This is a genomic window from Aquibaculum sediminis (genome assembly GCF_040712085.1).
Classification (GTDB): Bacteria; Pseudomonadota; Alphaproteobacteria; order Kiloniellales; family DSM-21159; genus Aquibaculum; species Aquibaculum sediminis.
This window is the reverse complement of the sequence record NZ_JBFCVK010000005.1, coordinates 268,503-289,262: the sequence shown is the minus strand read 5'-3', so window position 1 is coordinate 289,262 and position 20,760 is coordinate 268,503. Positions and strand designations below refer to the sequence as shown.

General features: G+C 65.9%; 19 protein-coding genes and 1 pseudogene. 6 read left to right on the top strand and 14 right to left on the bottom strand.

The genetic code is table 11. The features are described 5' to 3' along the window. Positions 1–31: 31 nt before the first annotated feature. The 3 genes from ABZ720_RS10250 to ABZ720_RS10240 are packed head-to-tail and all read right to left on the bottom strand — an operon-like array spanning position 32 to position 2,842. Positions 32–1,207, bottom strand: coding sequence for an acetyl-CoA C-acetyltransferase (locus tag ABZ720_RS10250; RefSeq protein ID WP_366555421.1), 1,176 nt, complete (start codon positions 1,205–1,207; stop codon positions 32–34). After that, complete coding sequence (locus ABZ720_RS10245) at positions 1,204–2,490, bottom strand: alpha/beta fold hydrolase (RefSeq protein ID WP_366555420.1); 1,287 nt, start codon at positions 2,488–2,490, stop codon at positions 1,204–1,206. The genes ABZ720_RS10250 and ABZ720_RS10245 overlap by 4 nt, the downstream gene beginning before the upstream one ends. Then, complete coding sequence (locus ABZ720_RS10240; protein ID WP_366555419.1) at positions 2,414–2,842, bottom strand: hypothetical protein; 429 nt, start codon at positions 2,840–2,842, stop codon at positions 2,414–2,416. The genes ABZ720_RS10245 and ABZ720_RS10240 overlap by 77 nt, the downstream gene beginning before the upstream one ends. Positions 2,843–2,976: 134 nt before the next feature. Between ABZ720_RS10240 and phaR the strand changes: the two genes are divergently transcribed. Then, positions 2,977–3,633: a polyhydroxyalkanoate synthesis repressor PhaR gene (gene phaR / locus ABZ720_RS10235; protein ID WP_366555418.1), complete on the top strand. Its 657-nt coding sequence runs from the start codon at positions 2,977–2,979 to the stop codon at positions 3,631–3,633. A gap of 15 nt (positions 3,634–3,648) precedes the next feature. Here phaR and ABZ720_RS10230 read toward each other — a convergent pair whose 3' ends face one another. From ABZ720_RS10230 to ABZ720_RS10220, 3 genes and pseudogenes are all read right to left on the bottom strand, one after another. Then, entirely contained in the window at positions 3,649–4,731 is a 1,083-nt protein-coding gene (locus tag ABZ720_RS10230; protein ID WP_366555417.1) for an aromatic acid exporter family protein, read from the bottom strand. Positions 4,732–4,904: 173 nt separating this feature from the next. Then, positions 4,905–5,783 (bottom strand): annotated as a pseudogene (locus ABZ720_RS10225) (NAD(P)-dependent oxidoreductase); the annotation flags it as partial. Positions 5,784–5,803: 20 nt separating this feature from the next. Continuing rightward, a complete protein-coding gene (locus ABZ720_RS10220; RefSeq protein ID WP_366555416.1) occupies positions 5,804–6,721 on the bottom strand; it encodes an amidohydrolase family protein in 918 nt (305 codons plus the stop codon). A gap of 150 nt (positions 6,722–6,871) precedes the next feature. Here ABZ720_RS10220 and ABZ720_RS10215 point away from each other — a divergent pair, with 150 nt between their 5' ends. From ABZ720_RS10215 to ABZ720_RS10200, 4 genes are all read left to right on the top strand, one after another. After that, on the top strand, positions 6,872–7,873 hold the full coding sequence (locus tag ABZ720_RS10215; protein WP_366555415.1) for a TRAP transporter substrate-binding protein: 1,002 nt from the start codon (positions 6,872–6,874) through the stop codon (positions 7,871–7,873). A gap of 68 nt (positions 7,874–7,941) precedes the next feature. Next, positions 7,942–8,514: a TRAP transporter small permease gene (locus tag ABZ720_RS10210; protein ID WP_366555414.1), complete on the top strand. Its 573-nt coding sequence runs from the start codon at positions 7,942–7,944 to the stop codon at positions 8,512–8,514. A 66-nt stretch (positions 8,515–8,580) separates the two neighbouring features. Further along, a complete protein-coding gene (locus ABZ720_RS10205; protein ID WP_366555413.1) occupies positions 8,581–9,855 on the top strand; it encodes a TRAP transporter large permease in 1,275 nt (424 codons plus the stop codon). A 22-nt stretch (positions 9,856–9,877) separates the two neighbouring features. Beyond that, positions 9,878–11,266, top strand: coding sequence for an SAF domain-containing protein (locus ABZ720_RS10200; RefSeq protein ID WP_366555412.1), 1,389 nt, complete (start codon positions 9,878–9,880; stop codon positions 11,264–11,266). Between the two features lie 23 nt (positions 11,267–11,289). On the opposite strand, the gene ABZ720_RS10195 is transcribed toward ABZ720_RS10200, so the two are convergent. After that, complete coding sequence (locus tag ABZ720_RS10195; protein ID WP_366555411.1) at positions 11,290–12,300, bottom strand: 4-hydroxythreonine-4-phosphate dehydrogenase PdxA; 1,011 nt, start codon at positions 12,298–12,300, stop codon at positions 11,290–11,292. Positions 12,301–12,386: 86 nt separating this feature from the next. Between ABZ720_RS10195 and ABZ720_RS10190 the strand changes: the two genes are divergently transcribed. Beyond that, a complete protein-coding gene (locus ABZ720_RS10190) occupies positions 12,387–13,109 on the top strand; it encodes a GntR family transcriptional regulator (protein WP_366555410.1) in 723 nt (240 codons plus the stop codon). A 35-nt stretch (positions 13,110–13,144) separates the two neighbouring features. On the opposite strand, the gene ABZ720_RS10185 is transcribed toward ABZ720_RS10190, so the two are convergent. From ABZ720_RS10185 to ABZ720_RS10155, 7 genes are all read right to left on the bottom strand, one after another. Next, positions 13,145–14,359, bottom strand: a complete 1,215-nt coding sequence (locus tag ABZ720_RS10185; protein WP_366555409.1) for a CaiB/BaiF CoA transferase family protein — start codon at positions 14,357–14,359, stop codon at positions 13,145–13,147. 22 nt (positions 14,360–14,381) lie between these two features. After that, positions 14,382–15,164 carry an enoyl-CoA hydratase/isomerase family protein gene (locus ABZ720_RS10180; RefSeq protein WP_366555408.1) on the bottom strand — a complete coding sequence of 261 codons (783 nt, stop codon included), beginning with the start codon at positions 15,162–15,164 and terminating at the stop codon, positions 14,382–14,384. Positions 15,165–15,177: 13 nt separating this feature from the next. After that, entirely contained in the window at positions 15,178–16,461 is a 1,284-nt protein-coding gene (locus tag ABZ720_RS10175; protein ID WP_366555407.1) for a TRAP transporter large permease, read from the bottom strand. Next, a complete protein-coding gene (locus tag ABZ720_RS10170; RefSeq protein ID WP_366555406.1) occupies positions 16,458–16,982 on the bottom strand; it encodes a TRAP transporter small permease in 525 nt (174 codons plus the stop codon). The genes ABZ720_RS10175 and ABZ720_RS10170 overlap by 4 nt, the downstream gene beginning before the upstream one ends. Before the next feature lie 138 nt (positions 16,983–17,120). Further along, positions 17,121–18,116: a TRAP transporter substrate-binding protein gene (locus ABZ720_RS10165; protein ID WP_366555405.1), complete on the bottom strand. Its 996-nt coding sequence runs from the start codon at positions 18,114–18,116 to the stop codon at positions 17,121–17,123. A 174-nt stretch (positions 18,117–18,290) separates the two neighbouring features. Beyond that, positions 18,291–19,220 (bottom strand): N-acetyl-gamma-glutamyl-phosphate reductase, encoded by a 930-nt coding sequence (gene argC, locus ABZ720_RS10160; RefSeq protein ID WP_366555404.1) that lies wholly within the window; start codon positions 19,218–19,220, stop codon positions 18,291–18,293. A gap of 81 nt (positions 19,221–19,301) precedes the next feature. Continuing rightward, positions 19,302–20,744 (bottom strand): aldehyde dehydrogenase family protein, encoded by a 1,443-nt coding sequence (locus tag ABZ720_RS10155; RefSeq protein ID WP_366555403.1) that lies wholly within the window; start codon positions 20,742–20,744, stop codon positions 19,302–19,304. Positions 20,745–20,760: the final 16 nt, after the last annotated feature.

The following is a 20,760-nucleotide window of genomic DNA, read 5'->3' as shown; positions in this document are numbered from 1 at the left end:
CGATCACCCGCGCGGGGTCGCGCCTGTCAACTCAGTCGCGGGCCAGGCACATGGCGATGCCCATGCCGCCGCCGATGCAAAGCGTGGCGAGGCCCTTCTTGGCATCGCGCCGCGCCATCTCGAACAGCAGGGTGTTGAGCACGCGGGCGCCGGAGGCCCCGATGGGGTGGCCGAGCGCGATGGCACCGCCGTTGACGTTCACCTTCTCCGGGTCCCAGCCCATGTCCTTGTTCACCGCCAGCGCCTGGGCGGCGAAGGCCTCGTTGGCCTCGATCAGGTCGAGATCCTCCACGGACCAGCCGGCCTTCTCCAGTGCCTTGCGGCTGGCCGGGATCGGCCCGGTGCCCATGATCGCCGGATCGACGCCGCAGGTGGCCCAGGAGACGATGCGCGCCATGGGTGCGAGGCCGCGACGCTGGGCCTCTTCGGCGCTCATCAGCACGACCGCGGCAGCGCCGTCGTTGATGCCGCTGGCATTGCCGGCCGTCACCGTGCCTTCCTTGTCGAAGGCCGGGCGCAGCTTGGTCAGGCTTTCCGCCGTGGTTCCATGCTTCGGGTGCTCATCATGGCTCACCACGGTCTCGCCCTTGCGGGTCTTGATGGTGACCGGAACGATTTCCTCCTGGAAGCGGCCGGCCTTCTGCGCCGCCTCGGTCTTCTGCTGGGAGGCGGCGGCAAAAGCGTCCTGCTCATCGCGGGTGAGTTGCCACTTGCGGGCCACGTTCTCTGCGGTATTGCCCATGTGATAGCCGTGGAAAGCGTCCCAGAGGCCGTCCTTGAGCATGGTGTCGATGAACTTCACGTCGCCCATCTTGTGGCCGTTGCGCAGGTTGGCGCAGTGCGGGGCCTGGCTCATGGATTCCTGGCCGCCGGCCACGATGATGTTGGCATCGCCGGTGGCAATCGCCTGGTAGCCGAGCGCCACGGCGCGCAGTCCGGAGCCGCAAAGCTGGTTGATCTGATAGGCGGTCTTTTCCTGCGGCACCTGGGCCTGCATGGCCGCCTGGCGGGCCGGGTTCTGGCCGGTTCCGGCGGTGAGGATCTGGCCGAGCACCACCTCGTCCACATCGCCGGGCTCCACCTTGGCACGCTGCAGCGCGGCTTCGATGGCCACGCCGCCGAGGTAGGAAGCAGCCAGGCTGGACAGTCCGCCGTTGAATGCACCGACCGGAGTCCGGGCGGCGCCGACGATCACCACGTTCGTCATGTTGGATCGCTCCTTTTGCGCTTGCGGCCTTTCGCGGCCGCGCTTTGCAGTCTGGCACCGCGTGCGGGCCCCTCTCGCCGCAACGCAGCATTATGCTGCACCTTACTGCGCCCGCCACGCCCCCTCAAGGTTCCGGTCCGGGCCTTTTGCGCCAGCCATTCGGCCAGTTCGGGCCAGAGGGTCTTGCGCGCACGGGCGCTGGCGATCATGCCGATGTGCCCGGCCGCAGGTTGCTGCAGGCTGGCGTGCGGCAGTGCAGCAGCCAGGGCACGGGCGGAGGCCGGGGGCACGATGCGGTCGCTCTTGGGAATGACACAGAGTGTGGATACCTCGATCGCCGCCGGTTCCACCGGCTGCCCGGCGACACGCCAGCGTCCCTTCACCGGCTCGTTGCGGGCGTACCAGCCGCCCAGGCATTCCCGGGCGACCGGGGCGGTGAGCGCCACGCCGTCGTTCAGCCAGTCCTCCAGGGCAACAAAGGCCTGTGCCTCAGGACTGTTCGGGTCGAGTCGGGCGAAGCGCCGGAACTTGTGCACGGCCGTCAGCGGATCGAGCGTGGTGAAGAGTGCCTGTACCGCGTCCACGGGCAACTGGCCGAGCAACTCCATGACCGGCGACCAGCTGAGCAGCGCGCTGCGCGCAACGCCGGCCTGGCCGGGTGCGGCATGGAAGTCCCAGGGCGTTGCCATCAGGGCGAGGCCGCTCATTTCTTGCCCGCGCCGCTGGGCCAGGGCGAGTGTGAGCAGACCGCCCATGCAGTAGCCGAGCACCAGTGGCGGGCGACCGGTTTCCGCTAACACCCGGTCGAAAGCGCCTTCCAGGCGGCCGACAATATAATCGGTGAGGGTGAAGCCGCTTTCCGCCTCGCCGGGCGCGCCCCAGTCCAGCAGCAGCGGGCGGAAGCCGCCGGCCGCCTCCGGCGTGGCGAGCCAGCGGGCAAAGCTGCGGTCTTCCATCAGGTCGAGGATGTAGGCGCGATTGACCAGGGAGGGCACCAGCAGGATGGGCGGCCGCTCCTCCTCCGGGTCTCCGAAATCCAACAACCGCGTTGCGCCAGCCTCCCAGAGTGTGGGTGGGTCGGTCAGGCGGCGGCAATAGGGGTGTCGGCGATAGGCGGCTATGGCGGCAAGGAAGGCGCTGCTGCGTGCCGCGATCTCCTTTTCCAGCGCTGCGGTGAAGTGCTCGGGAACGACGTCCGACAGGTCTTCAGCGAGAGCCAGGGCTGCGCTTGGTGGCGCCTTCCATGGCGGCGAGCTGGCGCTCCAGTTCTGCCAGGCGAGCACGGAGCGCCGCCAGGTCGCCTGCGCTGCCGCCAGATGCAGGCTGAGCGGGCGAGGGCCCAGGCGGGGGCGTGGTGGCTGCTTTTCCGGTTGCCGCTGCGGGTGCGGGGGTGCGGTCATGGCGTGCCTGTTCTCCCGTGGCGTGCGCCGAGGCTGTTTCGCTTGGAGCCAGGGGGCCGGCGTTCCAGAGACGCGGCGCAAGCGCCCAGCCGGCGCCGGCCGCTTCGAACCAGGCTCGAGTGAGGCGGTCCATCGCTTCGCCGAACGCGGTGTCGGCGGGCAGGGCGCTGTCTTCGGCCTCAAAGGCGTCGATATAGCGCTGCGCCAGGGTCTCGAGATCATGCTGCCGGTTCATGGCGGCACTATAGCCCGCTATGGGTGGCCTCGGCCACCGCCCGGGAATCATTACATTGACAGTAAATTGTGCGGCACCGCACAATCGCCCGCCAGCGGATAGCTGATACAACGCAACGGCGAGAGGCGAGGGACGTGACCGCAAAAAACGGCACCAGGGACGAAACGTCGCCGATCATTATCAAGAAATATGCCAACCGACGGCTCTATAACACGGCGACCAGCAGCTACGTCACCCTGGATCATCTGTGCCAGATGGTGAAGGAAGGTGTGGAATTCGTGGTCTATGACGCCAAGAGCGGGGAGGACATCACCCGCCCGGTGCTGACGCAGATCATCGTGGAAGAGGAGGCCAAGGGCGAGAACCTGCTTCCCATATCCTTCCTGCGCCAGCTCATCTCCTTTTACGGTCACGGCATGGGTTGGATGGTTCCGGGCTACCTAGAGCAGATGATGCAGTCCTTCACCGGCAACCAGGAAGCCATGGCCAAGGCCATGCAGGATGCCATGGGCGGTTCCTTGCCGATGCGCGGCATCGAGGAGATGAGCAAGCAGAATATGGCCATGTTCGAACGGGCCATGCAGATGTTTGCGCCCTTCCAGGGGCAGGGAGCGTCAGGTTCTGCTTCCGGCTCCAACCCCTCTGCCGGCGCCGCACCCTCCGGTCCCGGCACCCCGCCGGAAGGGCCAGCCGATGCCGGGGCGCAATTGGACAGCCTGCGCGAACAGGTCGAGCTGCTGCGCCAGCAACTCGACAAGCTTTCCGACGAGAAGGACGACAAGAAAGGGTAAACCCGCCCGCTGCGTTCAGTCCGGACCGTCGGTCTTGCCGCAGGTCGCCAGGTTCTGCAGTTCGCTTATGGCGAGGCGCAATTCGTCAAGACCGAACAGCAGCGCCTGGATCGCGCGTTCATGAATGCTGTTTCGCTCTGCCTCGCGTTCGCTCAGACAGCTCTGTGCAGAGCGCTGCGCCTCGTGGAAGCGCTCCCAGAGGTCCTGGTCGGGACCGGTGGTCTGGTTCTTCTCGATCATTTCGGCCAAGGCGGGCAGCAACTCACAAAGCGCTCGATGCGCCTCGGTGAAGTGCGGCATGATGGCTTCGTGATCTTTCGGCCCGAACTGATCGCGCCCGCGGGCGACGACGCGATCAATGATGATCAGGCTGTACCAGAGCTTTTCCGTCTGGCGGGTCATCTCGCGAATGCCAGCCCCACTGGCCAAGCGCGCCCGAAAGCGGGTCGCGTCGGCAACGCTGCGGGCTTCCTGCAGGGTCTCCAACGTGGAACGCTGGACGTCGCTACGCTCGCGCCGCTCCTCCCGGCTCAACTCGCGGGACGTGGCCCTTAGGGTGAATTCCACAAGCTTCAGGCACTGACGCAAGGCAGTGGCGAGGGAGCGCTGGGCCCTGTGGCGGCCCAGTTCCGGCCAGATGGTCACGCTGGCGACGGCCCCCGCCGCACCGCCGATGCCCACCGCCAGTGCCGTTCCAGCGGCACCTTCCAGGTCGGCTGTCGGCTGAAGTGCGACCACTGCGCCGGCAGCGGCCGCATAGTCCAGCTCGGGTTCCAGGTTTGCCAGCGCATTGGTGATCGCGGCGACCAGGGCGATGCGCAGCGGCATCAACTCGAAGCCGCTGAAGAAATAAACCACGGCCACGCCCAGCCCAGCGCCCAGCCCAGCGGCTACGAGGCGCTGCATGCTCGCGCCAACGGTGGCGTCCAGGCTGGCGTGGATGGAGAAGAGCGCTGCGATGATCGCCCAGGAAAGCTGACCCAGGCCCAGTTGCAGCATAACGCCATAAGCCAGCAGCGCCGCCGCCACCGACTGCAGCGCGATCCGCAGCGCATCCTTGTAGCGACCGGATGGAAGGAGTGCCTCTAACGACAGCATGGCGGATCAGATGCCTCCATGGCCCAGGCTGAATGCCAAATGGCAAATCGATAGCCTTCGATACAACCGGCCCCCGACCCTCTCCATCGACGCTGCCTCCCGCAGGTGCCGCGGCGTGCGGCCTATGCTGCGGTGAACCCTGCGCCCAATTGAGAGGTTCCGGGTTGGAGGACTTACTCCTTGTTTTGCTCGGGGTAGAGCTTCACCACGGCCGCCCCATCCAGCTCGCTGTGCCCCTGAGAAACCAGCAGGCGGAACAGCGTGGTCGCGGTAGCCGCCATGGGCATCGCGATATGCTGCTTGCGCGTGGCCTCGTGCAGCATTTCCAGATCCTTGAGAATCTGGCGCGCATAGCCGCGCGGCGCATAGTCCCGTTCGACCATGCGCGGGAAGATGTTCTGCAGCACCGCGGAGTTGCCCAGGCCGGGCTCCAGGGCCTCGGGGATCTTGCGGGCATCGACGCCATAGGCCTCGGCCAGGCGCAGCCCTTCGGCCACGATGCAGTAGTTGGTGAGGCAGAGCGCCTGGTTGACGAGCTTGGTTGCCTGCCCGGCCCCGCTGGGGCCCATGTAGGTCAGGCGACCCAACTGCTCCAGCAGCGGCCGGGCGGCTTCCACGGCCGCGCTGTCGCCGCCGGCCATGATGGCAAGCGTGCCGGCTTCGGCGGCCGGCGGGCCGCCGGAAACGGGGGCATCCAGGAACTGGCCGCCCGCCTCGGCCACCTGAGCGGCGGCCTTCATGGTGGTGTCCATCTCGGTGGTCGAGAAGTCGGCGACGGTTTTGCCCTTTATCTGGCCGCTGCCGGCCAGTTCCTCCACCACGGCTGCCACGGCGGCGGTCGTGGTGACGCAGATGGCCAGAATGTGGCTCTGCGCGGCAACGGCACTGGCGGACTCGGCCACCTCAACGCCGCGGCTCTGCGCTTCCTGCCGGCGGGTCTCGTCGAGATCGAAGCCGACCACCTTGTGGCCAGTGGCGATCAGGCGTGTCGTGAATCCGGTGCCCATGAGGCCCAGGCCGATGAAACCAACTGTTTGAGACATGCTATTCCTCCCGTTCTGTTTATGAAGGCTTACAGGCGATAGATGCGAACCGCGTTCTCGTGGAAGAGGGCGTGCTTGGCGACTGGAGAGAGATCGTCCACCGCGGCCAGGAAGCCGCCGAAGATCTCGCTGAAGCTGCCGACCAGGCTGTCCACCGGATAGTTGCTGGCAAAAAGGCAGCGCGTGACGCCCAGGATCCCGATGGCGTCGCGAATAATGGGCCGATTGGCCTCCACGGCCCAGGGCAGTCCCGGCCGCCCCAGGCCGGAGATCTTCATCGCCACATTGGGCAGGTCGGAAACGGTCTCCAGCGCCCGCCGCCAGGCACCCAGCCCTTCTTCACTGCGGTCGGCAGGCAAGGCCGTGTGGTTGATGATGATCTGGGTCTGCGGGAAGTCGCGCGCGAGGTCGGCTGCCGCGTCCAGGTGCCACCAGGGCGTCTGCAGGTCGAAGGACAGGCCGTGTTGCGCCAGCAGGGCATAGCCGGCGCGCCAGGTCGGACAGTCCATCGAGCCGGCTTCGCCACGCTGCGCGGCATCGGGGCTGCCGGCCGAGCGTGGCTTGTGCCGGATGCCGCGCACCAGCGAATGTGCCGCCTGCGCCGCCAGCACCTCCTCCACATCGGGGCGGTCCAGCCAAGCCTGGGCGACGCAGGCGCTGGGCAGGCCCTCCCGCTCGGCCAGGGCCTCCAGCCAGCGGGTTTCGCCCAGCGCGTCACTCGGGTCGTGTTCGGCCTCGATGTGGACCGTCTTGACGATGCGGAAATCCTGGCTGTCCCGCCGGTAGTCCGCGGGAAGATAATTGCGGCGGATGGCGCTGTAGTCGCCATAGCGGAAGGGGATCGGCTCCGGATCACAAAGCCAGGGATGGTAGTTTTCCTGGAGGTTCCAGAAGTGCTGGTGCGCGTCGACGATGGGCAGCGGTGCGGCGGCCTCGGCTTCACTCATGCGGTCGTCCTTCCTGCCGGCATTAGGGTCCGGCTGTCGTTTCGTCGGCTCTTCCCTTGGGAATTTTGGTATGCAATTCTAGGGGAGCCTTGATCGTGCTGTCCAACAAGAACGATGGGCCAACAACACCTAGATGGGAGGAACAGACCGATGCTCCACCGGAGTCTTATTGCCGCAGGCGTTGCTGCCAGCCTCGGGCTTGGCATGCAGGCCACCGACCTTTCGGCGCAGGAAGTGAACCTGCGCTACGCCCATGTGGGCGCCGAAGGGGATATCCAATACTGGTACGGGGCCGAGGCCGCCGAGCGGATTCCCGAAGTGACCGACGGACGCATTACCGTGACCGTCTTCCCCAACTCGCAGCTTGGCGGTGTGCAGGAAACCATCGACGGCGTGCGCAGCGGCTCTATCGCCATGGCGCACCACGAGTTCGCCTCCCTGGCGCAGCTCGCGGAAGACATCGCCGTCTTCAGCGCTCCCTTCGTCTATCGTGACGGTGAGCACGCGCTTGCCGCGACTGATCCCGCCAACTCGGAAATCATGCAGGAGTTCAACGAGCGCCTGATCGAGAATGGCGACATGCGCATCATCGGGCGCCTCTACCGAGGCGCGCGCCAGATGACCGCCAATCAGGAAGTGCTCTCGCCGGCGGATCTGGAGGGCAAGCCCTTCCGTGGCGTTCCGCTGCAGCTCTGGACCAGCATGGTCAGCGGCTTCGGTGCGACTCCGACTCCGGTCGAGGTGAGCGAACTGCCGACGGCGCTGATGACCGGCATGGTCGTGGGTCAGGAGAACCCGCTGACCATGATCAATGCCAACAAGATCTATGAGGTTCAGACCCATGTGATGCTGACCGCGCATATGCAGAACGTGCTGCCGGTCTTCATCAATGAAGAGGTCTGGCAGAGCATCAGCGAGGAGGACCAGCAGGCCATTCTCGCCGAGCTCGACGAAATGGCCCAGGAGACCCTGGCCCAGGCCACGCAGGCCGAGCAGGACCTGATTGCCGAACTGGAAGGCAAGGGCATGACCTTCATCACCGAGGAGGATGGCCTGGATATCGAGGCCTTCCGCGAGGGCGTCAACGCCCAGGTGAATGAGGACTTCCCGACCTGGGGCCCCTACATGGAGCGTATCCGCGCGATCGAATAGGTCTCGGTGCTTGCCGGGGCCGGAGGTTGCTGCCTCCGGCCCCGGCGCCCGTGTAGAGTGCCCGCTGTATGTCGCCTCCGACGATCGATGCTCCCCTGCCGCCGCCCGAGGATCACACCCTCGTTGACCGCCTGATGCGGCCGGCGCGCGTGACCCTGCGCAAACTGGGTCTGGTGCTTCTGGCCGTCATGGTCGGCCTGCCGGTGCTGCAGGTGGCGCTGCGCGAGTTCACGCCTTTCACCTTCGTCGGTGCGGGCGAACTGACGCGTTTCATGCTGATCTGCATCGTCTTTATTACGCTGCCCTATGTCGCGGCTTCCGGCGTTTCGATCCGAATGGAGGAGCTGACGGCCAATCTGCGTGCGCATTGGGGCAAGGCCCTGCGCATGCTCATTGCGGCCAGCGGCATGATCGGTTTCGGCGTGGCCGCCTGGTCGGTGGGGCTGGCCACCGTGAACAACCTCAACAACGCCACGCCAACGCTTGGCATCCCCTACTGGGTCTTCTTTTCCGCTGCCTTCGTGGGCCTGCTGTTCGCCGCCTTGGAATGTGCCATTCAGATGGTCAAGGCTTGGCGCGGCACGCCACTCTACGTGAGCTTCGAAGAAGAATTGCCGCCGGAAGACCTGCCGGAGATCTGATGTGATGAGTAACCTGAACGGGCAGCCCTCAGTGGCAGTCTCCGGCAGCCGACTGAGCGCGCGGCCATGACCCTGCTGATCATCGGCGCCTTCTGCGTCTTCTTCATGCTCGGCTGGCCGGTGGTGCTGGCCATCATGCTGCCGGCCATTGTCTACATTCTGTTGAACGACCTTCCGTTCCAGCTCGTCGGGCAGCGCATGACATATGCGCTGGATTCCTTTCCTCTGGTCGCTGTGCCGCTCTTCATCCTGGTCGGCAACCTGATGAACCAGGCCGGAATCACCGAGCGCATCTTCCGCTTCGCCGACACGCTGGTCGGGCGCGTTCCGGGCGGATTGGGGCAGGTCAACATCTTCTCCAGCCTGATCTTTTCCGGCATGAGCGGGGCTGCGCTGGCGGATGTGGGCGGGCTCGGCCGCATCGAGGTCAAGGCGATGACGAAGCGCGGCTTCACCCCGCAGTTTTCCGGCGCCTTGACCTGTGCCTCGGCGGTCGTGGGACCGATCTTTCCGCCTTCCATTCCCCTGATCATCTACGGCTCGGTCACCAGTGTCTCCATCGTGCAGCTCCTGCTGGCCGGCATCATTCCGGCGCTGATCTGTGTGATGCTGCTGATGCTGACGGTCGCGATCATGTCGCGCTGGCGCAAGTTTCCCCGCTCAGAGCGCTGGTCTCGGCCGAGCGAAATTTGGCGCGACCTGAAGCCAGCAGCCCCGGCGTTGCTGACGCCGGTGCTGCTCGTGCTGGGCATGCTGCTGGGATACTTTACACCGACGGAAGCCGCCGCAGTCACCGTGGTCTATGTGCTGCTGATCAGTGCCTTCGTCTATCGCAGCCTTTCCTGGGCCCACATCCGCTACGCGGCTTACGAGACGCTGAAGAGCACCTCGGCCATCCTGATCATTGTCTCCGCGGCGGCAATCTTCGGCTGGATTATGGCCATCGAACAGGTGCCGCAGGTCTTCGCTCAGCAGCTCCTCTCGCTCAGCACCGATCCGTTGGTCCTGCTGCTGATCGTCAATGTCATCTTGCTGCTGGTCGGCATGATCCTGGACAGCACCACGGCCACGCTGCTGGTCATTCCCATCATAGCCGGCCCGTTGCACATGGCCGGCGTCGATCCGGTGCACCTTGGTGTCGTGGCGATCCTTAACCTCATGCTGGGGCTGCTGACGCCGCCCATGGGACTGGCGCTCTTCCTGATGACCGATATCGCCAGGGTCTCCATGCGCGCCATCCTGAGGGAACTTGTTCCCTTCTATATCCCGCTGTTTGGGACCTTGATGTTGATCACCTTCTTCCCGGAAATTTCGCTCTGGCTGCCGAAAATGCTTCGGTAAGCCCGGGCAGACAGGAGTCCCCATGAACCTGCAAGCCCTGCTCCCGGCGCCCGGCGCGCGCCCCGTCGAAGTCGCTCTGGTCGGAGCGGGTGAGTTCGGTCGGACCTTCCTGTCCCAGGTCCGACGCGTTGCGGGCATGCGCGGGCGGGTGGTCTGCGATCGCGACGGTGCACGAGCCGTGGAGACGCTGCGCGCCATCGGTATCGCGGCGGAGGACATCCGGCGCTGCGAGAGCGCGAAGGCGGCCAGCGAGGCCTTCGAGGCGGGCCGGCATGTGGTGGTCGAGGATTCGACGCTGCTGCTCGATCTGCCGCTCGACATGGTCGTGGAGGCAACCGGCATTCCCGAAGCCGCCGCCGCCATTGCCGAGCGGGCCCTGTCCAGCGGCATGCACGTCGCCATGGTGACCAAGGAGGCGGAAAGTGTCGTGGGTCCGATTCTGGGTCGGCGGGCGCACGACGCGGGACTGGTCTACACGCCAGTCGACGGCGATCAGCCCAGCCTGCTCATCGGGCTGGTGGGCTGGTGCCAACTGCTCGGCCTGGATGTCCTCTCCGCCGGGAAGGCCAGCGAGTACGATTTCGTCTACGATTCCGCCAGCGATGAGGTCAGCGCCCAGGGACGCAGCGTCTCGCTGCCCGAGATGCGAGCGCTTTGGGATGTGCCGGCCGACCGGCTCGCGGACAGCGCCCGGCAGAGGGCAGCGTTGCTCGCCGACTTCTGGCACCGCACCGTGCCTGACCTCTGCGAGATGACCATCGTGGCAAACGCCACGGGTCTGCTGCCGGATGCACCGGCATTGCATGCGCCGATCGCCCGGACCGTGGAACTGCCGGATCTCTTCGGCCTTCAGTCGGAGGGTGGACTGACTGCACGGCGCGGCAGCGTCGACATCTTCAACTGCCTGCGCCGCCCCGACGAGCTGAGCTTCGCCGGCGGCGTCTACGTCATCGCCGCCGCTCCGGACCCGGAGACGGCGGGCCTCTTCGCCGAAAAGGGCATCCCGGTGAGCGCCGACCGCAAGCGTGTCCTGGTGCATAACCCGGTTCACCTCTTGGGGGCGGAGGCGCCGATGTCGGTGCTGTCAGCCTGCCTGGCGCGGAAATCCACCGGCGGTGCGGCGCCACAGCCGCTTGTCGACCTGGTGGCCCGTGCAGAGCAGGACATTCCGGCCGGGACGGTTTTTGAACTTGGCTGGCGGCACAGCATCGCTGGCTTGGCGCCGGAAATGCTGCTGACCGGAGAGATGGGCGGGGCCGAAAGCCCCTTGCCCTATTACCTGCTGCCGGGCGCGCGGGCGCGGATGGATATACCTGCCGGCGCCCCGGTCACCCGCGCTATGGTGGCGCCGCCCGAAGACTCGGTCCTCTGGCGGCTGCGCGCTGAGCAGGACCGGGTCTTCACACAGTAACGCGACCCGCTCGAGCGCTCACATCACTTGCGGCTTGCGGCCATCTGCTTCGCCATGTTGAAGGCGAGACGCGTTGGCTCCAGGCGGGCGATGCCCTTGCCGGCGATGTCGTAGGCGGTGCCATGGGCCGGGGTGGTGATCGGCACGGCGAAGCCGGAGAGCACGGTGATGCCGCGGTCGAAGCCCAACAGCTTGATGGCGATCTGCCCCTGGTCGTGGAACATGGTCAGCACCGCATCGAAGTGCCCGTCGCGCGCACGCACGAAGACCGTGTCGGAAGGGTAGGGACCCTCGACCACGAAGCCCTGCGTCTGGGCCAGCGCCTGCGCCTTGCGCACGGTGGGCTCGATCACGTCGATCTCTTCCCGCCCGAAGGAGCCGCCGTCACCCGCGTGTGGATTGAGCGCGGCCACGGCAATCCGCGGCCGCTCGAAACCCGCTTCCTTCAGGGCACGAACCGCCAGGTCCAGGTGCTCCAGCAGCCGCTCCTCGGTGATCAGATCGGCCACATCGCGCAGCGGCACATGCGAAGTCACTCGGGCGTTCCAGAGATTGTCGACGACATTGAACTCCGCGACCGTGCCGCTGTGACCCAGGCGGTCGGCGGCAAAGCTCATCTCGTCATCGAAGGGATTGCCACCGAGACGCAGCGCTTCCTTGTTAAAGGGCACGAAGGTGATGGCATCCATCTGCCCCTCGCGGGCGAGGTCGAGGGCAAGGCCGAAGTTCTCCAAGGCCGAGCGGCCGCCGATGGCAGACGCCGTGGCGGCGGGCAGTTCGGCCGGGTCGAGATTGCCCATGTCGTAGAAGATCGGCCGGCCGGGCTCCGGCTGGGGCGGAGCGGCGTCGCGAGGGCGGGTTTCGATATCCAGGCTGATGCCCAGTGCCGCCTCACCCTTGGCCAGCACACGCCGGTCACCGATGGCGAGCACGCCGGCGTCCGCGCAGGATTCCGGCAAGTTGAGCACACCCGCCATCAGTTCCGGGCCGATGCCTGCCGGGTCGCCCATGACCAGTGCGATTCTTGGTGTCACGCTTCTGTTCCTCCAGTGGTAAGGGTGGCGGGGTTGGACTTCCGCGCAGGTCGCTTGCCGTGGTATGCAATATGCGGAGGCAAGGAATGACCAACAAGATCACACAGATTGCCGATCCTGCGGCGCTGAGCGCTCCGAGCGATGGGGGGCGAAAAGGCTCCCGCGTGGCGGCGCGCATCCGGGAAATGATCATTCAGGACGAGCTGCCGCCGGGCGCTCCGGTGCGTGAGCGCGCGCTGTCGGAGCGTCTGCAGGTGTCGCGCACGCCCCTGCGCGAGGCGATCAAGATTCTTTCGGCCGAGGGCCTTGTGGAGGTGCAGCCGCACCGGGGCGCGGTGGTGGCCAATCCGAGCAATGAGGAACTGCGCGGTCTGGTCGAACTGCTGGGCGTGCTCGAGGCCTATGCCGGTGAGCTGGCCTGCCGGCACCGCACCGAAGCGGACTTGCAGGAACTTCGTTTGCTGCAGAATGAGATGGAGCAAGCCTTTGCTCGCGACGACCGCTTGGGGTATTTCCGCTGCAACCAGGCGATTCATGTGAAGATCGTCAGGGCATCGCGCAACCGTTCCCTGATCCAACATCACGAGGTCGCCAACGCGCGCCTCTACCGGGCGCGCTATATCTGCAACCTGCGCACCCGGCGCTGGACCTCGGCCCTGCAGGAGCACGAGGAAATCCTGGAAGCCCTGGAGGCCCGGGACGAGGCGCGGATCACCAGCATTCTGCGCAACCATGTGCTGCAGGCCTGGGACAAGATGGTCGTGATGCTCGAAGAGGCGGCGGCCGAACCGAAGCGCAACGCCTCCTGAGCTGCTCGACCGCGCCACGCTCGACCTCCCGCGCCTCAGGCGCCTGAGGCGAGGTCGGCAGCGATCACTGCACCCTCGCTCACCAGCCGGTCGATCTCCTCGGCCGTGAAGCCCTGCTCCGCCAGCACTTCGCGGGTATGCTCGCCCAGCACCGGTGCCCCCTGACGCGGCCCGCCGGGCGTGTCGGAGAACTTGATGGGCAACCCCAGGGTCTTCACGGAGCCCAGCGTGGTGTGGGGAATCTCCGTCACCATCTCCCGGGCCAGGACCTGCGGGTCCTGGTGCATCTGCACCACGTCGTTCACCGGGCCCGAGGGCACGCCGGCAGCGTCGAGCAGTTCCAGCCACTCGGCACTGTCACGCTGCCGGAAGCAGGCGTTGAGTTCCGCTTCCAGGGCCGGGAGGTTGGTCATGCGGTCCGCGTTGGTGTTGAAGCGCGGGTCTTCGGCGAGCTGCGGGGCTTCCAGCACATCGACGAGACGCAGCCAGTTGGCCTGATTGGCCCCACCCACGACAATCCAGCCGTCGCGCGCCTCGAAGGCCTGATAGGGCGCGGAAAGGGGGTGGGCGGAGCCCATGGGCCCCGGTGCCTCGCCGGTGGCCAGGGCCATGGCCGACTGCCAATAGGTGTGGATGATGCCGGCCTCCAGCAGCGAGGTCTCCACCATCTGTCCCTGGCCGGTGCTCTCGCGGTTGCGCAGAGCCGCCAGGATGCCGATCACCGCCAGCAGGCCGGCCGTGATGTCGGTGAGCGGCGGGCCGCACTTTACCGGCGGTTCGTTGGGTGAGGTGCCGGTGATGCTCATGATGCCGCTCATGGCCTGCGCCACGAGATCGAAGCCGCCGCGATCGGCATAGGGGCCGGTCCGGCCGAAGCCGGAGATGGCGCAGTAGATCAGGCCGGGGTTCTCCTTGCGGAGATCCTCATAGTCGAAGCCAAGCTTCGGCAGGGTCTGGCGTCGGTAGTTCTCGACCACCACATCCGCGTCCTTGAGCAGGCGGCGCAGCACTTCCTTGCCGCCCTCGCTGCGGAGATCCACGGCAATGCCGCGCTTGTTGCGGTTCATCATCAGGAAGGAGGCGGCCTGGTCCCCGACACTGGGAGGAATGGAACGGCGGGTGTCGTCGCCACCGGGGATTTTCTCCACCTTAATGACGTCGGCCCCCATGTCGGCCAGCATCAGGGTGCAGGCCGGACCGGCCATGATGTGAGTCAGGTCGACGACCTTGAGGCCCTTCAGTGCAGTCATGTCTTCTCTTCTGACTAGGAGTTCAGCGGCCGGTGAAGGCCGGCTTCTGCTTGTCCAGGAACGCGCGGTAGCCGATCTGGAAATCCTCGGTGCCAAAGCAGGTAAAGCTCTCGTCGTTCTCTTCGGCGGTTAGGGGTGCGGGGTCCAGCAGGCGTCGCGCGAACTTCTTGTGCCAGCGGGCGACCAGCGGTGCGCCTTCGGCGATGCGCTTGGCGGTGGCGAGACTCTCCTCCGCCACCTGCGCGTCCTCGACCACGCGGTTGATCAGGCCCATGCCCAATGCTTCCTCGGCGCCGAAGATGTCGCCCTCCAGCAGGATGCGCAGGCTGTTCGAGCGCCCCACCGTTTCGATCAGGCCGCGCATCTCGTCGTAGGCGACAACCAGTCCCAGGCGCTTCACCGGAATGCCGAAGCGTGCGCTCTTGCCGGCAATGCGCAGGTCTGCACAGAGCGCCGTCTCCAGCCCGCCACCGACGCACAGCCCGCGGATCTCGGCAATCACCGGATGGCGGCAGGACTGAATGGTGCGCAAGGCGCCGTGAGTGCGCTTGGCATAGGCGCGGGCCTTCTCGACGGTCGAGCGGTTCTCCTCGAACTCGGAGATGTCCGCGCCGGTGCTGAAGGCCTTCTCGCCGGCACCGGTGATAACGATGCAGCGCAGGTCGCTGTCGGCATCGAAGCGCTCGAACAGGCTGCGCAGCTCGTCCCACATGGCGTTGTCGATGGCATTGAGGCGTGGCTCGTGGTCGAGCACGACGCGCGCGATGCCGTCATCGAGGATTTCGTGTCGGATTGTTCCGGACATGGTGACTCTCATCCTATCGATAGAACATTTCCACCAGCGTCATCGACACCGGCGGCACGTAGGTGATCAGCAGCAAAAGTGCCACCAGCACGCCGATGAAGGCGACGTTCACCTTGCTGACGTCCCAGACATCGGCTTTCGCGATAGAGCAGGCGGTCATCAGCACGCTGGCAACCGGCGGCGTCTGCTGGCCGATGGCGAGGTTGAGGGTGACGATCAGGCCGAAGTGCACGGGATCGATGCCGATGGTGTGCACAATCGGCATGACGATCGGCACCACCAGGATGATCGCCGCGGCCCCATGAAGAAAGCACCCCAAGAGCAGGAAAAGCACGTTCAGCATGGCGAGAACCGCGTAGGGGTTCTCGGTGACCGAGATGATCGCCTGGGTGAGCTGCTGCGGCACCCGCGCCTGGGTGAGATACTGGCCCAGCAGCGCCGAGGTGGCCACCAGCAGCATGACCACGGCCGTCTGGATTACGCCGCTGCGCAGGCTGTCGAAAAGCTCGCGGAAGCTGAGCTCGCGATAGACGACGCCGCCGACGAAGAGTGCGGCCGCGACCGCGAGCCCGGCGCCTTCGGTAGCGGTAACGAAACCGCCGAAGATGCCGCCCAGGATGATCAGTGGCAGCAGGAAGGCCCAGGCGGCTTCCTTGAAGGTCACCCAGACGCGCCGGAGCTGGAAGGTTTCCTCGACGGGGAAATTGTAGCGAACGGCGAACCAGTAGGCGAGCCCGGCCATCATGGCGGCGCCGATGATCCCGGGGACGATGCCGGCCACGAAGAGCTGCACCACCGAGGCATCGGCGATCACCGCATAGAGGATCATCGGGATCGAGGGCGGGATGATGATCGCCAGCGAGGCCGAGGAAGAGGTGATCGAGGCGGCGAACTCCTTGGAATAGCCAAGGCGCTTCATGGCCGGGATCAGGATCGAGCCCAGGGCCGCCACGTCGGCCACGGCCGAGCCGGAAATCTCTGCGAAGAAGAGCGAGGTGCCGATGTTGACCATGGACAGGCCGCCGCGCACGAAACCGACCAGCGCCGAGGCAAAGGCGATCAGCCGGCGCGAGATGCCGGAGGTGTTCATGATCGCGCCGGCCAGGACGAACAGCGGTATGGCGAGCAGCGGGAAGGAGGTGGCGCCCTCGAAGAGCACCACTGCGGACATCACCAGATTGTCGAAACCATAGGTGTACCAGAGCGCCCCCATGGCGACGACGCCCAGGGAGACCGCAATGGGGACGTTGATCATCACCAGGGCGATCAACACCACGAACATGAGAATGGGGGTCATGTCTTGATCTCCCCCCCGAGGACCCGCTCAGGGTCGACCGGCCCAGCGCCGCGTGCGGCCTCCTTGAGGCGATCGGGGAGGGTGAGCAGCTCGGCCAGTATGAAAAGCGCGCCCGCAATGGGGATGACGCTCTGGCTGAACTGGGTGGTGACCCAGGGCAGGGAGATCAACGTGTCGCCCCAAAGGATCATCACCACCTGAAAACCGAACCAAGTCACCAAACCGAAGAAACCGATGACGATGGTTTCGGAGAAGATGACCAGCGCGATGCGCAAGGGTGGGGGCGCCAGGGCGACCAGGTTGGGGAAGCCGAGATGCGCCCGTTTCAGGGCGGCCAGGGCGGCGCCGTAGTAGGTGATCCAGGCCAGCATGATCGAGGCGACCTCGTCATACCAGCTCAGCGATGCGCCGAGTTTCCTCGTGGTAACCCCCCAGACGATCAGAATGGCCAAGGCCGAAATCAGGAACACGCAGAAGACGATCAGTATCCATTCCAGGCTCTTGCTCACCGCTTTGAGCATCGCTCACTCCCTGTACAGCCCCATGCCGTTCTCCCGGTGCGCGGCGGGCGCAGGCTTGGGCCCGCCGTGCCCGGGGGTGGTGTCGATGGGCTGCCCCCGCTGCGGAACGGATCACGCGCCGCAGCGGGGGCAACGCGATCAGCAGCCGTCGGCCAGAGCCAGGGCGCGCTCGATCAATTCCGCCCCGCCGGGAACCTCCTCGGCGAAAGTGTCGTAAACCGACTGGGAACCGGCGACGAAGGCCTCGCGATCGGAGACATTGAACTCCATGCCGGCGTCGAGGAGCTGTTGCTTGGTTTTCTCTTCCAGATCTGCCGCTTCCTCGTAGGTCCAGTCCTGGGTTTCGCGACCGGCTTCAAGCAGCGCTTCCTGCACCTCTTCCGGGTAGCTCTCGAAGCGCCGCAGGCTGGCTGCCGGGAAGCTCGGCGTGTAGACGTGCCGGGTTTCGGTCAGGTAGGTCTGCACCTCCTGGAAACGACCGGCGTAGATGTTGGAGTAGGGGTTTTCCTGGCCGTCGATGACGCCGGTCTGCAGGCCGACGAAGACCTCGGAGAAAGCCATCGGCGTCGGGTTGGCGCCGTAGGCCTCGAACATGCGCACACGCCACACACCCTGCGGCACGCGCAGTTTCACGCCATCGAGATCCTCTGGGGTGTTGATGGGGCGGACATTGTTGGAGATGTGGCGGAATCCGTTTTCCCAGATGCCGATGAGCTTGTAGCCGGCTTCTTCCACCTTGGGCGCCAGTTCGGGCCAGACGATTTCCTCGCCGATGCAGCGCATGTGCTCGCGCGAGGCCACGAGGTATGGCAAGTCGAAGAGGCCAAACTCCGGCACGATGGTCGACATGATCGTAGAAGGCTGGGACATGTCCTGGGTGCCGAGTTTCAGCTTCTGCAACATCTCCCGGTCACTGCCGAGCTGGCTGTCGGTATAGACGGTCACGGCTCCGGCATCGCCCAGCTTCTCATTGACGCGCCGGGCAAACTCCTCGGCGGACATGGATTGCATGTTGCCCGGCGGGCTGGTGGTGCCGAACTGCATGTCGAGGCCTTGGGCCTCGCTCTCTTGTGTCGAGAAACCGGCCAGCAGGCCGAAGGCGACAGCGGGAACGAGATACTTCCAGCGGGTCATTGTTTTCCTCCCAGAAAACAGGGGCGGATTGTTCCGTCCTCCTGCGGCGCGATCTACGCCAGGGCAGGATTGCATACCATTTTTTTGCAGCGGTCAACGCGCTCGACCGTGATCGAATGTAAGAAAACGTCGAGAGCGGCAGCGTCAGCTATTCAAAAGCGGGAAGGGCAGACGTCAGCGCAGAGCCAGCATCAGCTCCAGATTCTGCACCGCCGCGCCGGATGCGCCCTTGCCCAGATTGTCCAGGCGGGCCACCAGCAGCGCCTGCTCATTGTCCTCGTTGCCGAAGACAAACAGCTCCATGTCGTTGCTGTCGTTGAGCGCTTCCGGCTCCAGGCCGGTGGGCGGTGAGTCGGTGAGCGGCTGAACGCGGACGTGGCGCTGGCCCTCATAGTGCTCGGCCAGGATCGCATGGATGTCGCGGCCGCTCGCCCGTTTCGGCAGGGACCAGAGCTGCAGCGGCACCTGCACCAGCATGCCCTGGCGAAAGCGTCCGACCGCCGGGAAGAATAGAGGCTTGTGCGCCAGCCCGGCGTAGCGCTGCATTTCCGGCAGATGCTTGTGGGCCAGTCCCAGGGCGTAGAGGCGGTAGTTTTCCTGCGTGGGCGTGTCGCCGCGTCCCTCGAAGGACTCGATCAACTGCCGGCCACCGCCGCTGTAGCCGGAGACGCCGTGAACGGCCACGGGATAGTCGCCCGGCAGCAGGCCGGCATCGGTGAGCGGGCGCAGCAGCGCGATCGCTCCGGTGGGGTAGCAGCCGGGGTTGGCCACGCGTTCGGCCTCGGCGACGACCGCCTGCTGTTCGCGCGTCATCTCGGGAAAGCCGTAGGCCCAGCCATCGGAGATGCGATGGGCGGTGGAGGCGTCCAGCACCTTCACGCCGGGGCGCTCGATCATGGCCACGGAGTCTCGTGCTGCATCATCGGGCAGGCACAGCACCACCAGATCGGCGGCATTGAGGAGACGCCGGCGTTCGGCGGTGTCCTTGCGCAGCTCCGGGTCGATGGTGAGAAGCTCAATGTCGGGGCGCTGTTCCAGCCGGCCGCGGATCTGCAGTCCGGTGGTTCCGGCTTCGCCGTCGATGAAAATCCGTGCTTTCGCCATCGTGCTTGTGACCTTCGTGCCGCGATAGAGAGATGTTGCCCCGGCCGCAGGAAAAGACTGCGGCCGGGACGGTAACGCCGGTCAGAGCGGCAGGGTGTAGCTGGTCTTGACCGTGGTGTAGAACTCGGCGGCGTAGCGACCCTGCTCGCGCGCGCCGAGCGAGGAGCCTTTCCGGCCGCCGAAGGGCACGTGGTAGTCAACGCCCGCCGTTGGCAGGTTGACCATCACCATGCCGGCCTGGGAATGGCGGCGGAAGTGGCTCGCGTACTTCAGGCTGCCGGTGCAGATGCCCGACGAGAGGCCGAAGCTGGTGTCGTTGGCAACGGCCAGGGCCTCGTCGTAGTCCGCGACCTTGATGACAGTCCCGACCGGGCCGAAGATTTCTTCCCGGTTGATCCGCATGTCGTTCTTGGTCTCGGTGAAAAGCGCCGGCTGCAGATAGAAGCCCGGAGTGGCCCGGTTCAGGCGCTCGCCGCCCCAATGCAGCTTCGCGCCTTCCTGGCGGCCAACGTCGATGTAGGAAAGATCCTGCTCCAGCTGGCGCTCGTCGACCACCGGGCCGATGTGGGTGCCGTCCTTGAGGGCATCGTCCACCACCAGGCCCTGGAGCCGCTCGGTGACCGCATCGACGAAGCGGTCATGGATGCCCTCCGTGACCACCAGGCGGGAGGAGGCGGTGCAGCGCTGGCCGGTGGAGAAGAAGGCTCCATTGACGGCGGCCTCGACCGCCGACTTGAGGTCGGCGTCATCGAGGACCACCAGCGGGTTCTTGCCGCCCATCTCGAGCTGGACCTTGCGCATCTTCTCGGCGCAGGCGGCGGCGACACGCTTGCCGGTGCCGACCGAGCCGGTGAAGGTCACGGCGTCGATGTCGTCGTGGTCCAGGATGGCCTGGCCCACCACCGAGCCCTTGCCCATGACGAGGTTCAGCACACCCGCCGGCAGGCCCGCGCGCTGCAGGATGTCCACCAGTGCCCAGGCGCAGCCTGGCACCAGGTCGGCCGGCTTGAACACCACCGTGTTGCCGTAGGCCAGGGCCGGCGCGATCTTCCAGGCAGGAATCGCGATCGGGAAGTTCCAGGGGGTGATGATGCCGACCACGCCCATGGGCTCGCGGGTCATAGTGACCGAGACGCCGGGCCGCACGCTGTCGAGCATCTCGCCGGACAGGCGCAGGCATTCGCCGGCGAAGAAGCCGAAGATCTGCCCGGCACGTGCTGCCTCGCCGATGCCCTCGGCCAGCGTCTTGCCCTCTTCGCGGGCGAGCAGGCGGCCGAGCTCTGCCTTGCGGGCGAGGATCTCGTCCGAAGCGGCCTTCAGGATGTCGTGGCGCTGCTGGATCGAGGAGGTTCCCCAGGCCGGGGCTGCAGCCTTGGCGGCGGCGATGGCCTGCTGCGTCTCGTCGGTCGTGGCCGAAGCGTAGAGGCCGACCACGTCGTCGGTGTTCGAGGGATTGATGTTCTTGCGGGCGTTGGTGGCATCAATCCACTCGCCGTTGATGAGGTTGCGATGGACGTCGGACATGTCTTGCGTCTTCCTC

Excerpts from the sequence above, each read along its gene's own strand:
- ABZ720_RS10250 (WP_366555421.1), bottom strand. The coding sequence starts at position 1,207 with ATGACGAACGTGGTGATCGTCGGCGCCGCCCGGACTCCGGTCGGTGCA.
- ABZ720_RS10240 (WP_366555419.1), bottom strand. The coding sequence starts at position 2,842 with ATGAACCGGCAGCATGATCTCGAGACCCTGGCGCAGCGCTATATCGAC.
- ABZ720_RS10230 (WP_366555417.1), bottom strand. The coding sequence starts at position 4,731 with ATGCTGTCGTTAGAGGCACTCCTTCCATCCGGTCGCTACAAGGATGCG.
- ABZ720_RS10220 (WP_366555416.1), bottom strand. The coding sequence starts at position 6,721 with ATGAGTGAAGCCGAGGCCGCCGCACCGCTGCCCATCGTCGACGCGCAC.
- ABZ720_RS10215 (WP_366555415.1), top strand. The coding sequence starts at position 6,872 with ATGCTCCACCGGAGTCTTATTGCCGCAGGCGTTGCTGCCAGCCTCGGG.
- ABZ720_RS10210 (WP_366555414.1), top strand. The coding sequence starts at position 7,942 with ATGTCGCCTCCGACGATCGATGCTCCCCTGCCGCCGCCCGAGGATCAC.
- ABZ720_RS10205 (WP_366555413.1), top strand. The coding sequence starts at position 8,581 with ATGACCCTGCTGATCATCGGCGCCTTCTGCGTCTTCTTCATGCTCGGC.
- ABZ720_RS10200 (WP_366555412.1), top strand. The coding sequence starts at position 9,878 with ATGAACCTGCAAGCCCTGCTCCCGGCGCCCGGCGCGCGCCCCGTCGAA.
- ABZ720_RS10190 (WP_366555410.1), top strand. The coding sequence starts at position 12,387 with ATGACCAACAAGATCACACAGATTGCCGATCCTGCGGCGCTGAGCGCT.
- ABZ720_RS10185 (WP_366555409.1), bottom strand. The coding sequence starts at position 14,359 with ATGACTGCACTGAAGGGCCTCAAGGTCGTCGACCTGACTCACATCATG.
- ABZ720_RS10180 (WP_366555408.1), bottom strand. The coding sequence starts at position 15,164 with ATGTCCGGAACAATCCGACACGAAATCCTCGATGACGGCATCGCGCGC.
- ABZ720_RS10175 (WP_366555407.1), bottom strand. The coding sequence starts at position 16,461 with ATGACCCCCATTCTCATGTTCGTGGTGTTGATCGCCCTGGTGATGATC.
- ABZ720_RS10170 (WP_366555406.1), bottom strand. The coding sequence starts at position 16,982 with ATGCTCAAAGCGGTGAGCAAGAGCCTGGAATGGATACTGATCGTCTTC.
- ABZ720_RS10165 (WP_366555405.1), bottom strand. The coding sequence starts at position 18,116 with ATGACCCGCTGGAAGTATCTCGTTCCCGCTGTCGCCTTCGGCCTGCTG.
- argC (WP_366555404.1), bottom strand. The coding sequence starts at position 19,220 with ATGGCGAAAGCACGGATTTTCATCGACGGCGAAGCCGGAACCACCGGA.
- ABZ720_RS10155 (WP_366555403.1), bottom strand. The coding sequence starts at position 20,744 with ATGTCCGACGTCCATCGCAACCTCATCAACGGCGAGTGGATTGATGCC.